Genomic DNA, 21,489 nt, shown 5'->3' on the forward strand with positions numbered 1-21,489 from the left:
ATGAATGCAATACATTTTAACCTTGGGGGAAAAGAGCGAAAATTAAAACATTCTATCAATTCTTGTGATTTTAATAGAATAAAATCGATAGATAGTACTAGGGACTCGTTTCGAGGAATAGAAGTTTAACCAGGACATTTGTACCAAAATCACCATTCATGATTAATAGAACTAACTGTCTATGAATGCTGCTTTACTCTGAATGTAGATTACAATTAAGGGAAAATCTAAAAATCAATTAGTGTTAGGAGGATTTAGGGTGAAGTACTTTATGTATCAAATACTTTAATCATTGCATGTGTCAAACAAAATTTCAGTAAGTGATGGGTAGTCGTTGCACCACCTGGTTCAACTGGCACTTCGATCTTATTAGCAAGGGCCTCAAAGCCAGAACAAGAACCATTTGTCGGTAGTCAAACTGGTGGATGTCCCCAATTTGGTTGTTATTTAATGTTTTCTCCCCTATAACCGAACCCGTTAGTTGAATAAGAATAAAAGCTGGTTGAGCAGCTAACTGATTTTAACTAAAAAATTGTTAAATGAAGATTACTTTGTCAGCTACACTCAAATTAACATTTCCTTCAATTGATATATATACGCCAGTACTAACCTAATCCTAGAGTTTATGATAAGGAATAATGATCCTCTGCTTTAAGTATTTATTATTATTGAGTTCTTTCTGATAGTAAGTTAAAAATGCTTGAATCGGGTGTTGTATGAGTTCATCTCTTTGATTGAACCTATACCCATCTTGCTTAAGGGCACTTACTAACTTTGGCAAAGAAATTAAAACTTCATCGTTTACCGTCCCATCTTTAATCCATTTAAGAACGTAACTTTTCCATTTCTTCGATTCACCTTCGATATAGGAACTTCCAGGTATAGAGGAGTTGAATATTTTCTCCAAAAGTTCATCTCGTTTCTTTTTATAAAACGGATCACTCATATTAACATTAGTAGTTTTGAGAGTCGATTCGATAGTCATTTTAACTGGAGTTTTTGGGCGGAGCTTTCCGGGAGACCTGTTCTTACCAAATTGATACCAAAATTGGCGAGGAATGAACAAGGATTTGCAAATCGCATGAACAATGCTTATATGAGTATCGGAAACGTTTTAGGGCCGCTTCATGCAGAACTATTATATGATATGCATATTTTGTATCCACTTATCATGGGACTAGTCGTGCTTGTTATGACAACTTTCGTGTCGATGAAATGGAAAGGGCCAGCGAGTGTGATATCTAAGTAACATAGTAGAAAACAGGCAGACCATGCGAATTCGGGTCTGTTTTCTTAACTTTTTAACGGGGACTACTTTAATTTGCTCATTTTTGATTTTAATTTTCATGGGAGTTCAATCAGAAAAAGAGTTGCCGAAGCAACTCTAAGAACTTTAACAAAAGCAACTGGTATTTTATTGGTAGATTTTTATATATAGCTACTGCACTTTATGCAAATCTATTTATCTATCGCGAGTGTTAGTGTACACCGTAGGTCCTAATTATAGTCTGTTCGATCTGGCTACCGTTTGCGTCCCATGCCTTGATGCGAAGTGAAACGTAGCCAGTGGCTGGGTTTTTCAAATACACTTTGTAGTGGCCATTTTTCTTGCTATCCACTTTTGTTTTGTTCCAGGTAGCGCCGTCGTCAGTGGATACTTGGACTTCGACCCCTTTCAAGTCTGGGGTAGCACCTGATTGAAGGACGAATGATAGGTCGAAGTGGTCAGTACGGCCACCTTTTGCTTTGTTCTCCCCATCCAGACTAATTTCATACTTCGGCCACAATAGGCCCAGGGTTTCCTGCCCACTTGCCGGCCGCTCAGACTTGAACGTCCACGCAGTATTGGTCTTTGTAGACATTCTGAACCCCGTCGGGTGCACCGTGTCCATAGTGATTCGGTAAGTCGCTGGGTCAGGGCTAACTGTCAGCGGGTAAAAGAATGAGAAATAAGGACTCTCTGTAAGGAGCTTCCCGTCCTTGTACAACCGAGCTATCGAAGTGTCTTCAGGGTATTCAAAAGCAAAATTGCCCCAGTGCCCCGGTTGGCTGTCACCCTGTTCAAATATGTTGAGAGTGAATATGTCTCCCTCACGATATGCCAGGGTTACCTCTCTTTCAGCCAGACCGTTCACCGCGCCAAGCCATGTCTCCTCGCGCTGTTCACCCGGAATATAGTTACGGAATGTGTCATTCATCCTACGTTTGAGGCGATTTTCGTCATGGACAATGTGGTTCCATTTATAATCTTTCAGGGTCGGCCAATTGCTGCCGCTTGAATACCATTCTTCCCGGTCTAGTGGTGCGTCGAAATAATAATCCAAGACTTGCAAGGTTGCATACTCACGAGGGCGGATCGGCGCCAGCGAATCAACGAGTATCCTGCCTTTTGAACCGCGGTAGTGTGCATTCACTACTGCAGAGTTTTCTTTAGTCACCGCGTCGACTGGGTTAGCCGGGATCACATCCGGAACAATCATCGCCATGTTGTACACAAACGGGCTGTTGGCAATACCCTTCAAGTTGATAGTAGTTGAACCGTTGGCAATTCGATCGAATAGCACCGCTCCTTCGTCTTGTTGAAGGGTCCAGGCCGGAATTGTAATGCCATCGGTTTTCAATACGCTAGTCCAGAAAATACCTGGTCCGTCGTAGACAACAAATACACCCACCGCACCGGCAGCAGTCACAGCTTTGATCTGGTCGGTAATCGTCGAATTCGTATCACGGGTGATGACTGCCAGTTTGCCACTGACATCCTTAGCACTGAGGTCATCAGGTCGTGCAAAGCCGAGGTTGACTGCTTCCAGTGTCTTATCGCCGTCCAACTTAGGCGTATGCATTATATGCTCGAGCGGAATCGAACCACCATTTCCGTCATAAGATGCACGGATCAAAGGGGCGAATCTGCGCTGTTGGAAGCTGAAATCGAACGTGCCGGTCGTCACAGGCTCGGTAGGTACCACGTATGCGTGATCAACGAATGGATTATAATAACCAGTCATAACATCAATTTTAAACTTGGCTTGATCCAGGCGGTATCCTAATTTGTATCCGGTCCCCTCGGACTCCATAGGAGTAGAGATCTTGACCTCTTTGCCCAACTGCGCATCTAACGTGAGCATCTTGTTCTCGCTAAGCTCAACTTCAGGATCACCTGCGAGGGTAAGATTCTCTACACGGAATCCAGCTTCATCGTAGGTATCCACGGTTCCCATTACCGAGTAACGCCCTTGCGGCACTTCGATGAGCTTGAACCCATTGTCTACACTTGGTTGAACTGTTCTGTTGAATCCCGTATCAAGGTTAACCACTAGGATATTTCCACTTGTTGGGTTTCCGTTTCGGTCAATCAAATTAATCGTTAAATCCACTGATGGTACCTTCTTCGTTGCGCCAATGGTCGTGTTTACTGTTTTACCGTCACTTGAAGTAGCCGTAACCACTGATTTGTAATCGCTTACAGTTCCAAATGAAGGATCAAACGTCACTTTCACCTCACTGCTGCTATGGGCAGGAATCGTTACTTCTGACTGACTAAGTGTAAACATACTAGCCGGAGCCAAGGCTCCAGTTTCATCTTTAGATACCATATTAAGCGTCAATTTCATCTCACTATCGGATGGATTGACATAATTAAATGTCTTCTCGAGGGGGTCACTAGTTTCCTCAGCACTTCCAAGACTGACGACTGCAGGACTGCTATAGATGTTCGCATCCAGAGCTTTATCTATGCTTACAAGCCCGCCTCCCTGCTGATAAGCTGAATTAAAGGGATTTGGCTTAGCTGTTCCAATCAACACCTGCTTTATACGGTCAGCAGACCAGTCGGGATGCCTTTGTTTAAGAATGGCTGCAGCTCCAGCAATATGTGGTGTAGCCATCGACGTACCATTAGCAGCGGTATAATTGGCGTCAACGGCAGTACCCATATAAGTTCCTGTAGCACGAGCAGCTACGATTCCTACTCCTGGTGCCATAATTTCTGGTTTAACACGGTAATTGTTGATAACCGGACCACGGCTTGAGAAGGGAGCTAACACGCCTGTTTTGTCTACTGCCCCAACGGTTAATGCTTTTTCGGCTACACCTGGTGATCCTACAGTTTTCTTACCTGATCCATCATTACCTGCAGCCACAACAAACAATGTGTCAGAGGTTTCACTCAAATTGTTAAGCGCTTGACTCACTGGATCTGTGCCGTCACTAGGAGTAGGATTACCAAGACTCATACTGACGACATCGGCCCCTTCCTTTACTGCCCAATCCATTGCAGCGATGACTCCCGATTCAGGACCTTTACCATCATTGCTAAGCACCTTTCCAATTAAAAGCTCAGCACCTGGAGCTACTCCTTTTAATTTACCTCCGGAAGCTGTGCCAGATCCCGCGATAGTCGAAGCAACATGCGTTCCGTGACCGTGATGATCGACAGAATCGGGGTCGTCTGTGAAGTTCTTCTCTTCTATGATCGTTCCTTTAACATCAGGATGATTCGGATCAATGCCAGTATCTAAGACGGCTACTTTCACGCCTTTGCCATCATATCCAGCCTCCCACGCTATCGGTGCCCCGATCTGCGAAACACTCTTTTCAAGCGTCACTTGTACCTGTTTGTCAAGCCACACCTTCTCTATACCACCTGCTAGCACCGGCTCGGTCGCTGCGGAGAAGCTGTCGTCGTCGATTGCTTCCCAGAACGTCTCAGCCTCCGATTTGCTCACCTTTAACGCAACACCGTTGGCACTCTCTAATACCATGTCCTTTTTAGAACCTGCCGGAGAAGGCTTTTTTACTAACGAATTGCCCACTTTAGCCGGTGTGCCCGTGTAAGTCGCGATTACCGGTATATCTAAGCCGTTAGCGTCGTCGTATCCGTACTCTATCAACTTGGTAATGTTGAACAGGTCGCGGTCAAGCTCATCCGCATCGATGTATGGCTGAGCCTTAGCTGGGATGACATAGAGTTCTTCACCAATCCGCATCTGAGTTATTTGAGTTGGTTCGCCATCGAGCGACGGTGCGACTGTTACTGCCTGTAACCCGTCTGCATAACTGTCAATCATCAGAACTTCGCCCGTAATAAGGGTAACAGTATGTGAGTCGACAACCGTGTTACTCTGTAGTTGTTTGGACGCTTGGGTAGCCGTCGATTTTGGGGTAGTGGCATCATAAGCAAATGAATTAGCAGCACTTGTTGACAATAGTATTGCAGATACCAAACCTGTGGTCATTACATTAAAAATTTTTTTGTTTCCCCTTTTCCTCATCTTCCCCATTAAATCTCTCCTCTTCCTGACTAAATAGCAGATTAACATATTTGTAAAAATGTGATGGTTCCGTGAAAGTGACGTGCCATCAAATTTTATACACGGATCTGTCTTTCAACTCGAAGTATCGAATATTCTGAAATACGAGACAATTGCAATAATTATCAAATATTACCACATTTATGTAAATAGAACTTAAGTAGTAACTTAAGTAGTAACTTATGTTGTAATTGGTACTATACATGTATAAAACAAAAGTTTTATACAATTTTGACATAATGAGGGGCAGGTTATTTTTTATAACACATCTTGGCGAAATATAAGATTCCCTACGTCGAAAACACCAGTTTAATTCCAACCTTTTAAAAGTTTCGACAATCAAATAATAATTCTATAGTTAGCTAGATAAACAAAGGAGGATATCCGCTATTCCATGATATTTTTCAAAAGACACGTTTATTGAATAAGGAATTAAATTGGGTATAGAAAAAATATGATTTGTTCGCGGCTCAACGGACCGTTTTATATTGCGTGCATCGCCATGGCGAGATAACGTTAACGAATATGTGGAAGTACTTAAATGTAGCAGCGCCGACAGTTACATGAACTTTCAACTAACCCGATCAGTAATCTGGTACAAAATCTAAATTAAACATACAAAAAGAGCCCAATTCACATATGAATTGGGCTCTTTTAAAATGCCTATATATCAGGCTTTGTTAATGTTTAACACTTACTATACTTATTCTGCCTAATCATTTTTTAAAAAGTGAAGGAATCGTTTTTTAATTTTTATAAACTTAATAGTATATTAGATTAACAAAAGAGAGCCATTCAAAAATTGAACGACTCTCCTTAGTTATATATATCTTTATTTATCTCCTGTGAATCTAGAATATCCTAGGAGCAACTTCTCTCAGCTTAATAAAAATGAAGCGGATACGTACGATAGCTTGCAACTGGCATTTTTTCAGTAGTATAGAAGCCTGGAGCAGCATTTAATAAATCTGGAATTCGATTCACAACTGTTGCGCAGGTTAATTCGACTGTTGCTGGATTAGAAATTTTCACAACGGTTTCTGGCTCACCTTGAATGATCCAATCATTACAATCTGTTTCACCTTCAGCATACACTTTGCCGATACATTCGCTTACAATTACAGGTCCTTGATGGGTTACAGTTGTCACTACAGCTGACATTCCTGTCGCGTGTCCAGCAGGGATCGTTTTTCCTAATGTTTCTGAATATAAATCTTCGTTATGTGTCATTGGCACTAATTTCTGATTTTGAGATTTAATCGTCCAGCCAAATTGTGAACATAGCCATTCATTTGAATTTCTCATAAAGGATGGTAGATCATTATTGCTCGCAATTTTTTCCTCAAATTCTTCTAATGATAAACCTGCCCCATGCACCTCGGCGAGAGCAATTCCGTAATGCTCAACATTATAGCTGGATTTCCCTTCAATCTTAATAATATTATGTGTAGCACCAGCTAAAGTTGTGATTAAGTTGCCCCAGAATACATCCTGATAGCCAGACCCTGTTAATGTACAATGATGATCTTTTGCTATGCGGTCTAAACGATTCGTAATTTCCGGTGAAGTGGTCCATGGATAAAACGCTTCTTCACAAGTAGAGATCGCATTTACACCGTGACGAGCAGCCAATTCAAAAGCATCAATAGTGTCTGTCATTAAACTCTTTGTCATAATAATACAAACATCAGCATCCGTTTCTTTAAATACTTCCTCAGCATTACTTTTAATAGGGATATTTAGTTTTACATCTAACCCAGCGACTTCCCCCACATCCTTGCCGATAACAGCTGGATTCGAATCAATGGCTCCAACAATTTCTGCACCCTTTTCATATAAATAACGCAAGCTGACCATACCCATTTTTCCACAACCATATTGAATAACGCGAACTTTTTCTAACATCACTTATTCCTCCTTGGTTTGCTCAATATTTCACATGTTGTTATACATGTAATAGAGTTTCTATACTTATATGGTAAACCTTATTGTTACAATAGGGTCAAGCACTATTTGATTCTTTTTTTCACAGGAATTTGCAGTTTCATAATCATTTGGCGTTCATATTGAGTCCAGCACGGCAATTCAACAATAACCTCACAAATATAATCTCCTGCAATTTCAAGCTGATTTTCCTCTATGTAATCGATTAATTTAAAGGCATACTCTTTCTCCTGCGAAAAGTGATCACAGTAAATCGATACGTATTCATGTGCAGGCAGAAACTCTATTTCCTTTAAGTTGAAAAAATCAGCATCAACAAGCATAAAAATCTCTGTTGACGTTAGCTTCCGCTGTTTAATGGTTTCCTTACGAGTAATCGAGCCTACATTACAAAAATACGAAGTTGGGAACTGATGAATAAGTGCTTGATTTCTCAGCTCCCTCAATATATATTCATATGTTTCTAACTGATCTTCATAAATATCTTTTTTACCGTCATAGCAATAAATTTTTCGTTCCGGTAGAAAGTTCCGCTCAACTACTCCCATTTTCGGGATTTGTATATAAGTCTTGTAGTTTTCGGATGCTACCTTCAGTGTTTTTTTCATTTGTACAAGCTCATTCATTTTTTGATCAATCAATTGAATTTGCTCATCAAGAAGTTTCGGAATCGAATCTGCATCCTTTTCTGTAAAAACTTCTTTCATTTCTTGCAGTGTAAAACCCATACACTTTAAATACTTTATAAAATCAAGACATGCGCATTGCTTAATACTATAAAAACGATAGTTTGTTTCTGGATCAATATAGCTTGGTGACAGTAGACCGATTTTGTCATAATGATGTAAGGTTTGAATAGAAATATTGTTTAGCTTCGCCATTTTCCCAATTGAAATCTTTTTTTGCATATTTAAACCTCCTAGCTGTCTATCAAAGTAGTAAAAAATGATTACTTTTATTATGACAGCTAAAGAGTATAATTTTACCATATTTTTTGAACATTTTATGGAAAAGGAATGGCTGCTTGTTTAAAGAACATAAGAAATGATCCGCTCACTTATCCCAACAATCAATATACTTTGTCCAAAACCGCATAAGATTCCAGTTAAAAGTCTTAATAGATTATTGCTCAGACGATAGTTCATTTTCTGTGTCCATCCATCTAAAACCATTGGCATATTTAGCAGCAATCCTAACCATATGGGTAGCTGTAAATGAAAAACGATTAAAATAGGAAAAAAGAGATATCCAACCAAGATCCCCGTACATCTTGCACAGAGCGGGAGTTTATACCCTCTAATCGTTAGACATCTCTCTTTCTTGCGATGACATGGGACAATCGCTGCTACATCCTTTAGTTTAATCACAATCCGGCCCGCATTCACAATCTAAATCTGGACCACAATCACAGTCAGGCGTACAATCAAACTTTTTCTTGCGATGTTTCCTTTTTCCATAATAAACAAGGATAAATAAAAACAGTATTCCTGCAATGACAAATGCCATAATGCCAAATAACATCTTCCCGCCTATTAGTAAGGCGGTTCCAACAATAATAGAAATAATCATGGCTGATAGTACAAGAAAGAACATGGACATCACCTTTTCCTTTATTTCTTACTTAATATACTTGAGTATTCTTGAACAGCTATATTATGACTTGTTATAGATAATTTCTTAGTAGAAACCTAGTTTTATATTATGAAGAATCTCCCTGTATATTGCAAATTCATTTTTACTTTTTCTTGTTATGGAAAATTAACTTTTAGTTTATCACTCAAATATAATCACCCCAAATGATGAAGTTTGGCAGATAAATTTGTTACACTCATCATCTTAACAGGCCTTTTTTACTCTTTGCTTCATTCACTAACTCATTATCCATCATTTTACTCCTATAAAATAAAAGAAGCACCATCATCTATTTACTAGAAATCGGCACTTCTTTTATTTGCTATACAGTCAGCCTAACACTTAAGATAGGTATTTTCGAATACAGGCAAAGTTCTTTTTTTGCTATTCTTTTTAATCCTGATTAAACCACAGTTGATCTTTGTCATCCACATCGCCATTGTAATTGATTAAAATTTCATCTCCTGCCTTTATATCTGTGAAGGCATAGAAGTCAAATGTGTGGTTATCAAAATTAATTTCATACGTTGCATTAGGTTCATAAGAATGGTTAAACAACATTCCATAGCCAAGAAGGATAGCAGAATGATTTTTCCCATACTCAAAAGCGTAATCAGCAAGTATAGTTTTTTCAATATGTTGATGTTGGTTGTTTGGATATGAAATGACAGGTGCTTCGTGTAAAAGCTCTCCTTTTTTGATATCTCTTGTAGCAAATACCCCTCTATTGAATTCTCCATCACTTATTGGAGATGTTCTTACTTCAATCATGTTGTTCGCCTACTTACTTTTAAGATTTACTTTCTTACTGTAACACATTTGAGCATTTAGCTCATGTTATTTTGAAAGCAAAGTTAACTTTATTATTGTATTACAGCGTATAGGAAATCCCTCCTTTTTTTGAATTATGATACTACTTCAAGATAATCTGTGTCTATTTTCTTGACGTAGCATCATTAATTGGTATAAAAAGGATTCTTGAAGTAAAGGGTGCAAGAGTTAGAGAGCGAGGATCGCTGTGTCGATCTTTTTTTCTTATTGAACAAACAGGAATTTTGTTTAACAACAATTTTCATTTACTTAATTAATTCTTTATTTAAACAATTCAAATCCTAACCTATATTTTTCACTTTCATATTGCTTATCAAGCATATTCAAAAAACTCGCATGTAAATGGAAAGCTTCCTCTATTACAGCAATTTTTCAAATAAATACAGCCGGCTTTCCTTCAAAAGCCGGCCCAATTCGTTACAGTTGTTCATATTAATAAGTTTAAAATGCAACTCAAGATGTCTTCTCCTTCTTTTGTAAAAGCACTGCAACAATAACGATCACCCCTTTGAAGGCTTCTCTCAAGAAAGGTGGAACGCAAAATAGATTTAATAGATTATTCATAACAGCAATGATAGGCATCCCGTAGAACGTGCCAAGGATAAATCCTCTTCCTCCCATCATATTTGTTCCACCGACAATGGCTGCAGCAATGGCGTCCATTTCCATTCCTCTTCCTGCATTCGAGAAGTCCATTGATCCAATTCTGGATACTTGAATGATTGCAGAGATCGATACAAGGATTCCTATGAGCGCATACACACGCAGCTTTACCTTTTCAACATGGATGCCAGAAAGTCTAGCTGCTTGTTCATTTGATCCAACCGCTCTAATTTGTCTTCCGAACGTTGTTCTCTTCGATATAGTAAAGGATAAAAGCTTTGATTGCCCAATAAACAATTGAGCTCGCATATTACGGGTCTTAAAGATATTAAGACTTACGGTCAATAACTATCTAGAAATGGTGTTGAGATCCCCTACCATTTATCAATTCATAATATTACTAACTTAATATTTTACCTTCAAAAAATCATACTCCACGCTTATTTCCCCAAATATAGGTATGGAGTTGGGGCAGTACTTTCACATCTCTTACCTCATCATCTAGCATAGATTTATTAATCAACCATTCATATCTCTGCAATAACTGGGAAACAAGGTGTTGATTGTCTGTTGTTTGATTATCGTCATTTCCTACTTGTAAGAAAAATGGAACTTCCTGATAGCGTTTATGCACCTTTTTTGCATATTCGTAATCATGATCATCAAAAACAACTACTTTTAAACTGACACTTTGCGCTGGAACTGCTTCTTTAAGCTTAGTAATAATCATATCAAGCGCATAAAAATCAGTGACCATTCCAGAGCTAGGTGGTTTAGGTGAAATCGTTAATTCATCAATTTCTAAGAACCAATCCTGCCACTTGCTTCCCTGTGTTTCCAAAGCAATTTTTATATTATTATCTTTTAATAAATCGATTAGGTATTGAAGGTTTTTTAATAATGCTGGATTTCCGCCAGATATCGTTACAAATGAAAAACCGTCACCGCCTAATGCTTTAAGTTCTTGCCAAATTTCTTCTGCATCCATTTGCTTAATTAATTCTTTTCCCGAACCATCCCATGTAAAAGCAGAATCACACCATGAACAAGAATAATCACAGCCAGCTGTTCGAACAAACATGGTCTTTTGGCCAATAACCATCCCTTCTCCTTGAATAGTAGGACCAAAAATCTCCATTACAGGTACTTTACTCAACCTTCCATCCACTCCCGTCTTACTTCTGCATAGCTCGTAGGGGTTTCAAATAAACGAACAAATTCTATTCTGGCATCATTATATTTTTCTGACCGATTATTAAAAGCATCCGACATTTTTTCATAAATCCAAACTACCATGTTTTCTGCTGTTGTATTCATTTTTGGCAATGTTTCATTCAGATATCGATGATCAAGATGAATTTCAATTTCTTTTTTCCAGATCTCTTTGATATTTCCAAAATCAATAACAAGACCGATTTCATCTACATACCCGCTAATACCAAATACAACATTATACGTATGCCCGTGCAAATTCTTGCATTTCCCTTCATAACAGTGAAGATGATGTGCTGCATCAAAGGTAAACTCTTTGCTCACAAGCACGCGCTTTTTATGATATTTAAGATCTTCTTTTTTAATATCTTGGTCCATTTTTTGCAGGTTTTCTACTATTCTAAAACCATAGAAGTCTAGACCCATTATACTTCCGCTCCTTCTTGTGACTTTAGATATTTTTCTAACCCATGGTTTCTTAGCTTACACGCTGGGCACTCTCCACAGCCATCACCTATTACTCCATCGTAACAAGTTAAGGTTTTTTCACGAACATAATCGAGTGCATCTAATTCATCAGCAAGTTTCCATGTTTCTGACTTATCTAACCACATTAATGGCGTATGGATCACAAATTGTTTATCCATCGATAAATTAATGGAGACATTTAATGATTTAATAAAAACATCTCTGCAATCTGGATATCCACTAAAGTCTGTTTCACAAACACCAGTAATGATGTGCTTAGCACCAACCTGGCTCGCTAACACAGCAGCAAATGAGAGGAAAATCAAATTACGTCCTGGAACGAACGTCGATGGTAACTCACCATTTTCTCCCTCTTTTATCTCAATATCATCTCTTGTTAATGCATTCGGAGCCAATTGATTTAGCAGGTGCATATCTAATAAATGATGTTTAACATTTAACTCTTTTGCAATATTTTTGGCACACTCAATCTCTTCTTTATGCCTTTGATTATAATTAAAAGTTACAACTTCCACTTCTTTAAACGTTTGCAATGCCCAAAACAAGCATGTCGTACTATCTTGTCCACCACTAAAGACAACTATTGCTTTTTCATCTTTTAACACAAATAACTCCCCTTTCAAAAAAGAAAAACAGCACCCCAAGATAGAAGTGCTGCTTCATCTTAGTTTTTTTAGAGAGGGGTGCTAGAACCTCTACCGTCTTCCTAACGGGTTTATATTAATTATGGTTATAATAACACAAAATTCGACAAAATGTACAAGATTGTCCTTTGGAAATTTGTTGTACAAAAAAGAGGATAGAAAGTGCATAATTTCTACTGCTCACCTATCCTTTTTAATTTATCCATTATCATGTCTGACATTAAATATGAATTTCATGTTGATAAGGGTTTTAAGAAATATCTTTACTTTTAATAAAATATAATGAGTCAGTCTCCTAATCATCTAATTGATGTGTTTGCAGTGGTCGAAGTCTCTTGTTTGAGTAAAAAAGAAAATAATTTTTTACATTGAGGGATAGAGATCCCTAAAATTGGCCCTAACCCAAATGCAATAAACACCGAGCCTATTCCGATAGGACCCCCTAACAACCAGCCTATAAGAAGAACGAATACTTCAATCCCATTTCGTACCCATGGGATGCTCCAGCCCGTTTTTTCAACAATCAACAGCATAAAACTGTCTCTTGGCCCTGCTCCAAGGTCAGCTGAAACATATAACCCGATTCCATATCCTAGTAAAATAACACCGAGCATAAACACCAATGATTCTCCTATTAAACTATCAATTGGTGGTAAAAGCCAATTAAAGAAATCAATAAATAATCCAAGTAACACCATATTAAGAATCGACCCTATTTTTGGCCATTCTTTTTTGATTACAGAATAAATCAACAAAAGAAAACATCCAGTTATGATCGACCAAGATCCAATTGTTAGCCCGAATTTGAGAAATAACCCATAATGGAAAACATCCCACGGTCCAATTCCTAATTGCTTCCCTTCAATTGTTAAAGAAATCCCAAAAGCCAAAATCATTAATCCAAAAACAAAAAAAGACCAGCGTAGAAACCATTCATTTTTCATTATTACTGCTCCTTCATCTTAAAAAATGCTATTCAAATATACCATAAGAATGAAGGGGAATGATAATACAATATTTTGCGAATATAAACACTTTTCATTTTCCGGATGAAAATAAAGAAGCGCATTAATTCAGTAAATTCTACTGAAATCATGTGCTCCTTTATAGCATTTAGTACTTATGATCAATTTTAGCCAATACAACATTAGCTGCTTCTAAAGCTCCACCGGCATTCCTGAAGTTTTCAGAGAGTCCCGACGCTTTTTCTAAATAGGTTCGATCCGCCAGCACATCTGCTACTGCTTTTGCCAGCTGTTTTGGCTTATTTCCTTTTAATTTTATTCCAGCACCAAGTTCAGCTACACGGTCAGCCACTGCTCTTTGTTCGCTATGCAAAGGAAATAAAACCATCGGAACTCCATAATACAAACTTTCATTCACACTATTCATTCCGCAATGCGTTATAAATACATCTGCCTTCTGTAATATTGCCATCTGAACTACTCTGTTTTGTACAGTAAAATTCTCCGGTATCCTGCCAAGAGAATCTATCTCTGTTTTTTCACCAACCGACAGCATAATATCAAGACTACTATCAGCAAATGCTTTGATGCAATTTTGGTAAAAATCATTATTTTGATTGAGTACTGTTCCTAATGAAATATAGATCAATTTTCTACTTTGTCTTTCCTTAGATGCCTCAGAAGATTTCCTTATTGAAGGACCAACAAAGGAATATTTGTCAGAAAATGTTTCTGCCATAGGTTGGAATTTTTTTGTTGTATAAACAAGGGTATCCGTTTCATTATCATTTTGAATAATCGATATAAAATTCTCTACTTCATACCCATGGGAACGTAGCGTCTGTATCTTTTTATTAATTCTTGGCATTCCAGTTATCATGCTCAACATTTCCTTTATACTGCGTTTCATCAGTTTTGCCGTATGGCGATTAAATGCGAAGGTGGTTGTTGAACAGATGTACGGAATTCCTAATTTCTTGGCAAATAATTTTCCCCAAAAGCATAAGGAATCAGAAACAATGCAATCCGGCTGCAATTCTCTCAATTCCGTACATACTTTTTCATCTAAAGCAATGGTCGTATCAACAATCATTTCTATCAATGCCGCAAAATCTTTTCCAGCTTTGCGATTCAATTCCTCTTGTGAGATCGGCGGCAGGAACTCATCACAAGGAATAAACTTGGCACCGAGATTTTCTATTTTTTCTTTAAACTCTAAAAATGAATAGTACCATACATCATGCCCTTTATTTACAAGCTCGGAGACAACCGGAAGTGTCGGATTTGTATGACCGTGTGCCGGAATTGAAAAGAATACTATTTTACTCATTCTTATTCCTCCTCTTCCGTTTCAGCCCTACGGATTAGATCTGCAAACTCTAGAAAACTATCCGTTTTTAAGATGGCAATTCCTTTTGTCACATCTTCCCCCAAAACAACAAGCTTATCACCGGCTTGAATCTGATACATTTCCCTCGCCTGTTTTGGTATAACAATCTGTCCACGCTCGCCGACCTTCACAACACCGAAAAACTGTTTCCCCTTAGGACCAAGATGCTCTACCTCTTCTTCACTCATACTATCGGATAATTGATCCAATGTTACTTGAAAAATATCAGCTAACATTTTACATTTATGAATATCTGGCAACGCCTCTTCGTTCTCCCACTTCGCTACCGTCTGACGCGAAACACTTACCCTCTCAGGTCTTAATATTGTACGGCACACCTCTTAAAAATTTATAAATATGTAAACAAAACTTATTTTTCCCTTCCAATCCAAAAATAGCCTAAGAGAGTTTTCTTAAAAAACCTTATTTACTTATGATACGGTTCACCGTGGTGTATCTAAATGAGTTTTCTTTATAATTCAAAACAAATACCATAGTTTAATATTTAGAAAAAATTACAATTTATTATTATGATTGCATTGTCAAAGAAATAAATTCCATTGTATTATCTACCATTTTTGATGTAATTTTTCTTTCTTTGAAAGTATTCTTAACATCTTTTAGTGTGGGCTTCTTTAACAAATTATCAGTTATTTCCGTAGCGGCTCCTGAAACTAAATCAGTTAAAATTTCTATGCCTTCTGGCGCACCTGGAATAAATGAAGGTATTAAGCCAATTCCTATATATTTAGATATTGCTACAACAGGCTTGAACGATTGCCTTCTTTTAAATTCGAATAATGCTTCAATACGGCTCAAATTTTTTTCTTTTTGCAATGTATCAACTTCATTTAACATATGTACAAGGATTTCCCATGTAATATAACTTTCTTTTTGATTTGGCTTAAGTTTAATAACTTCCTTTTTTGAAATTTCACTTATTAATTGAATTGGTTTTACTAATTCACTAAATTTACTAGCAAAATTCAAATTATATTCCTCACTAGGTAACGATGAGGCTATAGCCTCATTATAACAATTGTCAACAATTTGTTTTACCTCTTCTATACTATCACTAGAGTATTCATCTTTTCTTGATTCAAGAAAACTATAGTAAGCAGATCTTCTATTATTAAAACTCCCCTTTTTAATAATCTCCCTACATAAATTTAAAAACTCTAGATTTAAAAATTCATCATTAATTAATATCTGGCTCTGGGCATTAAATAAGTCATCCAAATTTTTTTTGAAACCATTAGTATAAGTAAAATTCCCTCTTATTGCTCGATCGATATTTTGAATGTTATCTATAATTTTTTCTATAAACTCAATATGCTCAGGTTTAACTCCATCTGTTTCAAATTGATAAGAATTATGTTCAAGAGATTCTATTATTCTTAGATTTAATTTTTTCCTAATTTTTGGGTCATAATGTTTTAAAAATGGCAAAGTGGAAAAATCGAAAAAATCCGTTTGATCATCTAACCCATAACTTAATGAATTCATAAAGTAATCTTGCAAACTTTTCATTCGATTATGTCCTGTGTATAAAGCTAATCTCAACTTTCCATTTTTTATTAATTCGAGGAAATGCCCTTTCATCTCATTATTAAATAAAATATTATGGATAATTTTTGAATCTATCACTTGTGTTTGCGTTAAGATTGGCATTTGCCCACTAAGTAATAAATAAAACAACATACTTTCCCCTTGTATAGCATTTTTTTTACATTCATCAATATTATGTTGATTCTCCGAAGTCCTTATAGTATCAAACAGGTCTAAAAACATGAACACCAGCCTCTCCCTTTTAATCATTAATTTGAATATCGCACTAATTGAAAAACTATCTTTTATTTTATTTTCTTTTATTTTATTAGATCCACCGTCTCATTTAAAGTGAATTGTATTGTATCCTTAATGCCCTCATTAATGGCTAAACCTTATGTACTATTAAAATCTGGAGTTCATTCGAAAGCTTATCAAACACTAATGTATCTGGAATTTGATGTGTGCTTTGAACATTTAATAGAATCCTTTGAACCTCAGACATTTTGCCAACCATATTAATTTGATTGAGATGATGATGAATAACAAGATTCCAGTAAATGACTGAAAAACTATTAAATAGAGAATCATATTGCAACTCAAGCTTTTCATTTACATTATATAAGTTTTCAATTAGGGATTTAATTAACACAAATTTATAGGTAGTCGAATTACGAGACTTTGTAGAAAAAATAAAATTAAAATAAGCCCATATTTCTTTATCTGTTAAATATTCAGCCCTCATTTCTCCTATTTGAAGCTTATGACTCATACCACACCTGCTCATATTAATAGTCTTTTTATTCACTAACCTCTATTAAAAATACTTTCTCAAGGAAACTGCCCCTTTTTTCTGCTTTCTGTTTACGAACCTCTTCAAGTCTTTCAATTGATGCGCCATGAAAATCTGCAAGCGCATGGATGATTTCTAGAACATCTGCTAATTCCTCAATAGCATCTTCATTATTCGTTGTATTCACATACTCTTCAAGCTCCTCGAAGCTTTTTTTCTTTAGTTCTTTTATGTATTCGGTGTTATCTAATATTTTCGTTGAGAACTTTTTCCCGGTTTTTTCAATGATTTCTGGAATTCGATCTCGGACTAGTTTGTTGTATGTTGGCATATGAGATTCTTCCTCTCTTTTATACAATCACTTTCACAATATATGTTGTAGGGTAAAAATTCACCTGGATTAGGTTAAAGATACCTGATCCCCAAATACATTAGTGATCAGACAACCCTAATTATTCTGCCTCTTCACTACCTTCAATAATATAATGATAAAGTTTGTTATCAATCGACTGCTCCATAATCATATTCATATGAACAACCGGCTTGCCATCCTTCATTACATCTTGCTGAACTGTGCTCTTATCAGGCTTCGCTTGACCTAGGTAATAGAAGTCACTGCCTTCATCGTCATCTTTTTTGACAAAAATATGGAGATTGATATGATTTTCTTCTGCATCAATAATTGTTTTAACCTCATCTGAGTTTAATGTTCTGTTACTACGCGTATACCATTTAAGAACATCCTGACTGAGAAACTCATCACCATAATTTACACTCGATTCAATTTCCCCCTTTTTATGGTAGGTAATAAAAATCGGACAAGTATGATGTTTGGTTTTGTATCCATACATCGTAGAGCTTTCGTCATTTTGCCAATTCAATAGTTTACAAGAGTCTTTTCTAGAGTATTTTTCATACAAAGTCAGTGGTTGTTTACATTCATATTTTTTACTTTTTTCTTTTGCACTTAATAAAATATCCAATACCATTGTTTTGAAATAATCATTTCTTACTAGACTTTCATGGATCGAATCATTAAACGTAAAACAATTTTCCTTGAAAGTAATAATTGGTTGATCCCCATATTTTTTCTTAAAGGCTTGGGTAAAAAATGATAAATCAAAGATACCTTTGACTGATGCAATTGTATCTTCGCCTATAATGCAACCTTCTTCGAGTAGATGATTAATAAAAGCCTCATATTCTACCTTCTCTTGCTGCATTAACAATTCCAACAATACGATTTCGTGCTTACGTTTGCCATTCAATATCTCTAACGACAACATGGTCAAAACCTGATTTTCATAGTTTGTTATAGTTGGTACTTCTTCTTTCATTTTTAATAAAAATTGATAGTAGTTTGAATATTTATCAACAATTACAACTGGATCTATTGAATGCTGAGTGACAAAATCATAAAGGTATGGCACTCTACCAAGTCTATTTTTGACCTCATTAAAGGCATCCTTTAAGATTTTGAGAGTTGTAAGATTACTATTATTTATGGCGGTGAAAATCCGCTTTTTTGCAACTTCTTCAAAGTTGATCGTTGAAACACCTTTTAAATAGCTAGTGTCCTTCGTATGTCGGCGAATATTATCTTTGTTTTGTGACTGATCACCTGATAAAGCTATTGGAATTAAATAGTTATTTTTATAATTACCAATAAAATCGATGATTGTAACGAAATCCTTTGATTCATGCTTACGAAGTCCTCGGCCAAGCTGCTGAATGAATATAATACTAGACTGAGTCTGTCTTAACATGACAACCTGATTAATGCACGGGATATCAATCCCTTCATTAAAAATATCGACTGTTAAAATATAATCCAAATGACCATTTTCTAATTGATTCACTTGATAGGCTCTATCTTCTTGAGAATCATCACCTGTCAGCGCAACTGTTCGCAATCCTTTGTCATTCAATGCTTTTGATAATTCTTTCGCTTCTTTTTTCCGACTGCAAAATATTAACCCCTTAACCGTTTCACCAGAAAAACCATAATATTCAACCTTATCGATAATATGATTCACACGTTCCTCATTAACAAGCTTCGTTAAAATGGTCGCATCATCCACATTTTCTCCATTGATATCAAGGTCAGTCACACCGAAATAATGAAAAGGAGATAGCATATCCTCCTCAAGTGCTTCCTGTAAGCGAATTTCATAAGCAATGTTGTAATCAAATAGCTCATAAATATTGAAGTCATCTGTTCGTTCAGGTGTGGCAGTCATTCCCATAAAAAATTGCGGTTTAAAATAATCTATCACTCTTCGATAAGACTCGGCACCTGCTTTATGGACTTCATCTATTAATACATAATCAAATTCCTGCGGATCAAACTGCCTTAATGTTTCTTCTTTTGAAATGGTTTGGATGGTTGCAAATAAATACTTCGCGTTTGTTTGCTTATTGGAACCAGATAAAATTCCAAAGTCTTCATCCATTCCACCAAGAATTCTCTTAAAGTCTGATTTCGCTTTATTTAAGATTTGCTCTCTATGTACAATAAAAAGCATGCGCTTAGGACCAAAACGCCTTACATCGAATGCAGAAAGATAGGTCTTCCCTGTCCCTGTTGCCGAAATAATTAATCCTTTATCCTTGCCCGCTGCTCGGACCGCTTCAATTTGTTCCAGCGCTGCTTGCTGCATCTTATTAGGGACAATCTTTAATGCATCCTCAATGGCATTCGTCTTATATTGGGTAGGTAATTCTACTACCTGATCAAAATCTTTTGTGTCTGTTACTTGAGAATAGGTCTTTTCGTATTCCTCAATCCATTCCTCTGTTAAAACTCTAGCCTGATCCCATACTTCTTCAAACTGACTCTTAAAGTGATGAACGATCTCACCATTTTCAAGTGAAGTTAATTTTACATTCCATTCATAATTTATCTTCAAGGCATGTGCAGTTAAATTAGAGCTTCCGACAATAAGAGAGTAATGTGTATCATGGTTAAATATGTATCCTTTCGAGTGAAAGCCTTTTAAATCTGTTAATCTCACTTCTACGTTTTTTATCTTCATCAATTCCCTAAACACTTTAGGCTGATTAAATTGTAAAAAGGTAGATGTTAATATACGACCTTTTACTCCTTTTCGGTTAAGGTCAAGAAAATGGGATTTAAGTGTAGCTAGGCCGCTTTCCGTAATAAAAGCGACAGAAAAAATAAAGGACTTGCTTTGATCAAGTTCTTCTAACAATGTTGATAAAACGTTTTCATTTTTCTTTAAATTATTGACTAATAGCTTAGGCTTATATCGCCCAGATTTATTAAGCTGTTTATCAATAAAACCCTTATGTAGTGATGCTTCTAAGCTTTGAATCAAATTCTCCATATAATCCCCAATCATTTCCATTTGTTTATACTAATTGTAATACTCTTAATTTTTGAGTGCAATTTATTTTTAAAGCAAAAGAAGCTATCCACGAATTGTGAGTAGCTTCTTTGTCCATTTTTATCAATTATTTTACATTAAAGGCCCCTGATAATTTTTCTACGGCCGGAATATCCGCAGGTGCCCAGTCAAGTGAAGAAAGCTCATTATTTGGTAACCATTTTATCGCAACATGTTCTGTTAGCTTTGGTTTTCCTTCTACAAGCTTACAGATATAAGTCGTTAAATGAACGATTCCGAAGTCATATTCATACACAGTATGATCGACCTGCTCACCTATTTCTATTTTACAATTCATCTCTTCACTAATTTCACGTTTTAATGCTTCCTGAGCAGATTCTCCATCCTCAATTTTACCGCCTGGGAATTCCCATTTTAGAGGGAGAGATTTATCTGGGCCTCTTTGGGCACAAAGGATTTTATTGTTATCGATGATAATAGCACCGACGACATGGATGTTTTTTTTCATGGGTCCTCCTTATATAACAACATATTTACATAAAAAGTTAGATGTTTATATTATAACTCAAATTATGATTATTGTTAGAGTGTAAATGCTAACTACGTAAGCGTCATGCAGTGCCCACTATGTTAATAACCATACAAGTGCATTTTACTTGCTATTCTTTACTATGAAATTTTACATATAACCTTACTACTTGTTCTAAATTAGCAGTTCCATTATATACATCTCCATTAATAGGAATATTGTGTTTTTTGGG

The 21,489-nt window shown here is 36.5% G+C and carries 19 protein-coding genes and 2 pseudogenes; 2 read left to right on the forward strand and 19 right to left on the reverse strand.

What is annotated here, in order from left to right:
• Nucleotides 1–324: 324 nt before the first annotated feature.
• A pseudogene (locus tag FSZ17_RS23745) lies at nucleotides 325–426 on the forward strand (VOC family protein); the annotation flags it as partial.
• 190 nt (nucleotides 427–616) lie between these two features.
• Here FSZ17_RS23745 and FSZ17_RS12890 read toward each other — a convergent pair.
• Nucleotides 617–907, reverse strand: coding sequence for a hypothetical protein (locus FSZ17_RS12890; RefSeq protein WP_146846470.1), 291 nt, complete (start codon nucleotides 905–907; stop codon nucleotides 617–619).
• Nucleotides 908–1,018: 111 nt separating this feature from the next.
• On the opposite strand from FSZ17_RS12890, the pseudogene FSZ17_RS12895 reads away from it, so the two are divergent.
• Nucleotides 1,019–1,249 (forward strand): annotated as a pseudogene (locus tag FSZ17_RS12895) (MFS transporter); the annotation flags it as partial.
• 229 nt (nucleotides 1,250–1,478) lie between these two features.
• Here FSZ17_RS12895 and FSZ17_RS12900 read toward each other — a convergent pair.
• The 18 genes from FSZ17_RS12900 to FSZ17_RS12985 form a co-directional block, all read right to left on the reverse strand.
• Complete coding sequence (locus FSZ17_RS12900) at nucleotides 1,479–5,279, reverse strand: S8 family serine peptidase (RefSeq protein ID WP_057776608.1); 3,801 nt, start codon at nucleotides 5,277–5,279, stop codon at nucleotides 1,479–1,481.
• 912 nt (nucleotides 5,280–6,191) lie between these two features.
• Nucleotides 6,192–7,214 (reverse strand): NAD(P)H-dependent amine dehydrogenase family protein, encoded by a 1,023-nt coding sequence (locus FSZ17_RS12905; protein WP_057776607.1) that lies wholly within the window; start codon nucleotides 7,212–7,214, stop codon nucleotides 6,192–6,194.
• Nucleotides 7,215–7,318: 104 nt separating this feature from the next.
• On the reverse strand, nucleotides 7,319–8,161 hold the full coding sequence (locus FSZ17_RS12910) for a MerR family transcriptional regulator (RefSeq protein ID WP_057776606.1): 843 nt from the start codon (nucleotides 8,159–8,161) through the stop codon (nucleotides 7,319–7,321).
• 120 nt (nucleotides 8,162–8,281) lie between these two features.
• Entirely contained in the window at nucleotides 8,282–8,620 is a 339-nt protein-coding gene (locus FSZ17_RS12915) for a DUF2085 domain-containing protein (protein WP_228460194.1), read from the reverse strand.
• Nucleotides 8,613–8,846 carry a hypothetical protein gene (locus FSZ17_RS12920; protein WP_057776605.1) on the reverse strand — a complete coding sequence of 78 codons (234 nt, stop codon included), beginning with the start codon at nucleotides 8,844–8,846 and terminating at the stop codon, nucleotides 8,613–8,615. The genes FSZ17_RS12915 and FSZ17_RS12920 overlap by 8 nt, the downstream gene beginning before the upstream one ends.
• A gap of 432 nt (nucleotides 8,847–9,278) precedes the next feature.
• Nucleotides 9,279–9,656: an SET domain-containing protein gene (locus FSZ17_RS12925; protein ID WP_057776604.1), complete on the reverse strand. Its 378-nt coding sequence runs from the start codon at nucleotides 9,654–9,656 to the stop codon at nucleotides 9,279–9,281.
• A 513-nt stretch (nucleotides 9,657–10,169) separates the two neighbouring features.
• Nucleotides 10,170–10,628, reverse strand: coding sequence for an ABC transporter permease (locus FSZ17_RS12930; protein WP_082625444.1), 459 nt, complete (start codon nucleotides 10,626–10,628; stop codon nucleotides 10,170–10,172).
• Nucleotides 10,629–10,746: 118 nt separating this feature from the next.
• The gene (queE, locus tag FSZ17_RS12935; RefSeq protein WP_057776603.1) at nucleotides 10,747–11,475 is read right to left on the reverse strand and encodes a 7-carboxy-7-deazaguanine synthase QueE; all 729 of its coding nucleotides are present in this window, start codon (nucleotides 11,473–11,475) and stop codon (nucleotides 10,747–10,749) included.
• Nucleotides 11,472–11,957, reverse strand: a complete 486-nt coding sequence (gene queD, locus FSZ17_RS12940; protein WP_057776602.1) for a 6-carboxytetrahydropterin synthase QueD — start codon at nucleotides 11,955–11,957, stop codon at nucleotides 11,472–11,474. The genes queE and queD overlap by 4 nt, the downstream gene beginning before the upstream one ends.
• Entirely contained in the window at nucleotides 11,957–12,625 is a 669-nt protein-coding gene (queC, locus tag FSZ17_RS12945; protein ID WP_057776601.1) for a 7-cyano-7-deazaguanine synthase QueC, read from the reverse strand. Before queC ends, queD begins: the two co-directional genes overlap by 1 nt.
• Nucleotides 12,626–12,963: 338 nt before the next feature.
• Nucleotides 12,964–13,608 carry a YczE/YyaS/YitT family protein gene (locus tag FSZ17_RS12950; RefSeq protein WP_057776600.1) on the reverse strand — a complete coding sequence of 215 codons (645 nt, stop codon included), beginning with the start codon at nucleotides 13,606–13,608 and terminating at the stop codon, nucleotides 12,964–12,966.
• 169 nt (nucleotides 13,609–13,777) lie between these two features.
• Nucleotides 13,778–14,959, reverse strand: coding sequence for a macrolide family glycosyltransferase (locus FSZ17_RS12955; RefSeq protein WP_057776599.1), 1,182 nt, complete (start codon nucleotides 14,957–14,959; stop codon nucleotides 13,778–13,780).
• A gap of 2 nt (nucleotides 14,960–14,961) precedes the next feature.
• Nucleotides 14,962–15,357 carry an AbrB/MazE/SpoVT family DNA-binding domain-containing protein gene (locus FSZ17_RS12960; protein WP_057776598.1) on the reverse strand — a complete coding sequence of 132 codons (396 nt, stop codon included), beginning with the start codon at nucleotides 15,355–15,357 and terminating at the stop codon, nucleotides 14,962–14,964.
• Nucleotides 15,358–15,547: 190 nt separating this feature from the next.
• Nucleotides 15,548–16,810, reverse strand: a complete 1,263-nt coding sequence (locus FSZ17_RS12965) for a hypothetical protein (protein ID WP_057776597.1) — start codon at nucleotides 16,808–16,810, stop codon at nucleotides 15,548–15,550.
• Between the two features lie 145 nt (nucleotides 16,811–16,955).
• Nucleotides 16,956–17,339: a hypothetical protein gene (locus FSZ17_RS12970; RefSeq protein ID WP_228460196.1), complete on the reverse strand. Its 384-nt coding sequence runs from the start codon at nucleotides 17,337–17,339 to the stop codon at nucleotides 16,956–16,958.
• A gap of 28 nt (nucleotides 17,340–17,367) precedes the next feature.
• Nucleotides 17,368–17,691, reverse strand: a complete 324-nt coding sequence (locus FSZ17_RS12975; RefSeq protein ID WP_057776596.1) for a nucleoside triphosphate pyrophosphohydrolase — start codon at nucleotides 17,689–17,691, stop codon at nucleotides 17,368–17,370.
• Between the two features lie 121 nt (nucleotides 17,692–17,812).
• Nucleotides 17,813–20,707: a DEAD/DEAH box helicase gene (locus FSZ17_RS12980; protein WP_057776595.1), complete on the reverse strand. Its 2,895-nt coding sequence runs from the start codon at nucleotides 20,705–20,707 to the stop codon at nucleotides 17,813–17,815.
• Between the two features lie 127 nt (nucleotides 20,708–20,834).
• Entirely contained in the window at nucleotides 20,835–21,236 is a 402-nt protein-coding gene (locus FSZ17_RS12985; RefSeq protein ID WP_057776594.1) for a (deoxy)nucleoside triphosphate pyrophosphohydrolase, read from the reverse strand.
• Nucleotides 21,237–21,489: the final 253 nt, after the last annotated feature.

Source organism: Cytobacillus dafuensis (assembly GCF_007995155.1).
Classification (GTDB): domain Bacteria; phylum Bacillota; class Bacilli; order Bacillales; family Cytobacillaceae; genus Cytobacillus; species Cytobacillus dafuensis.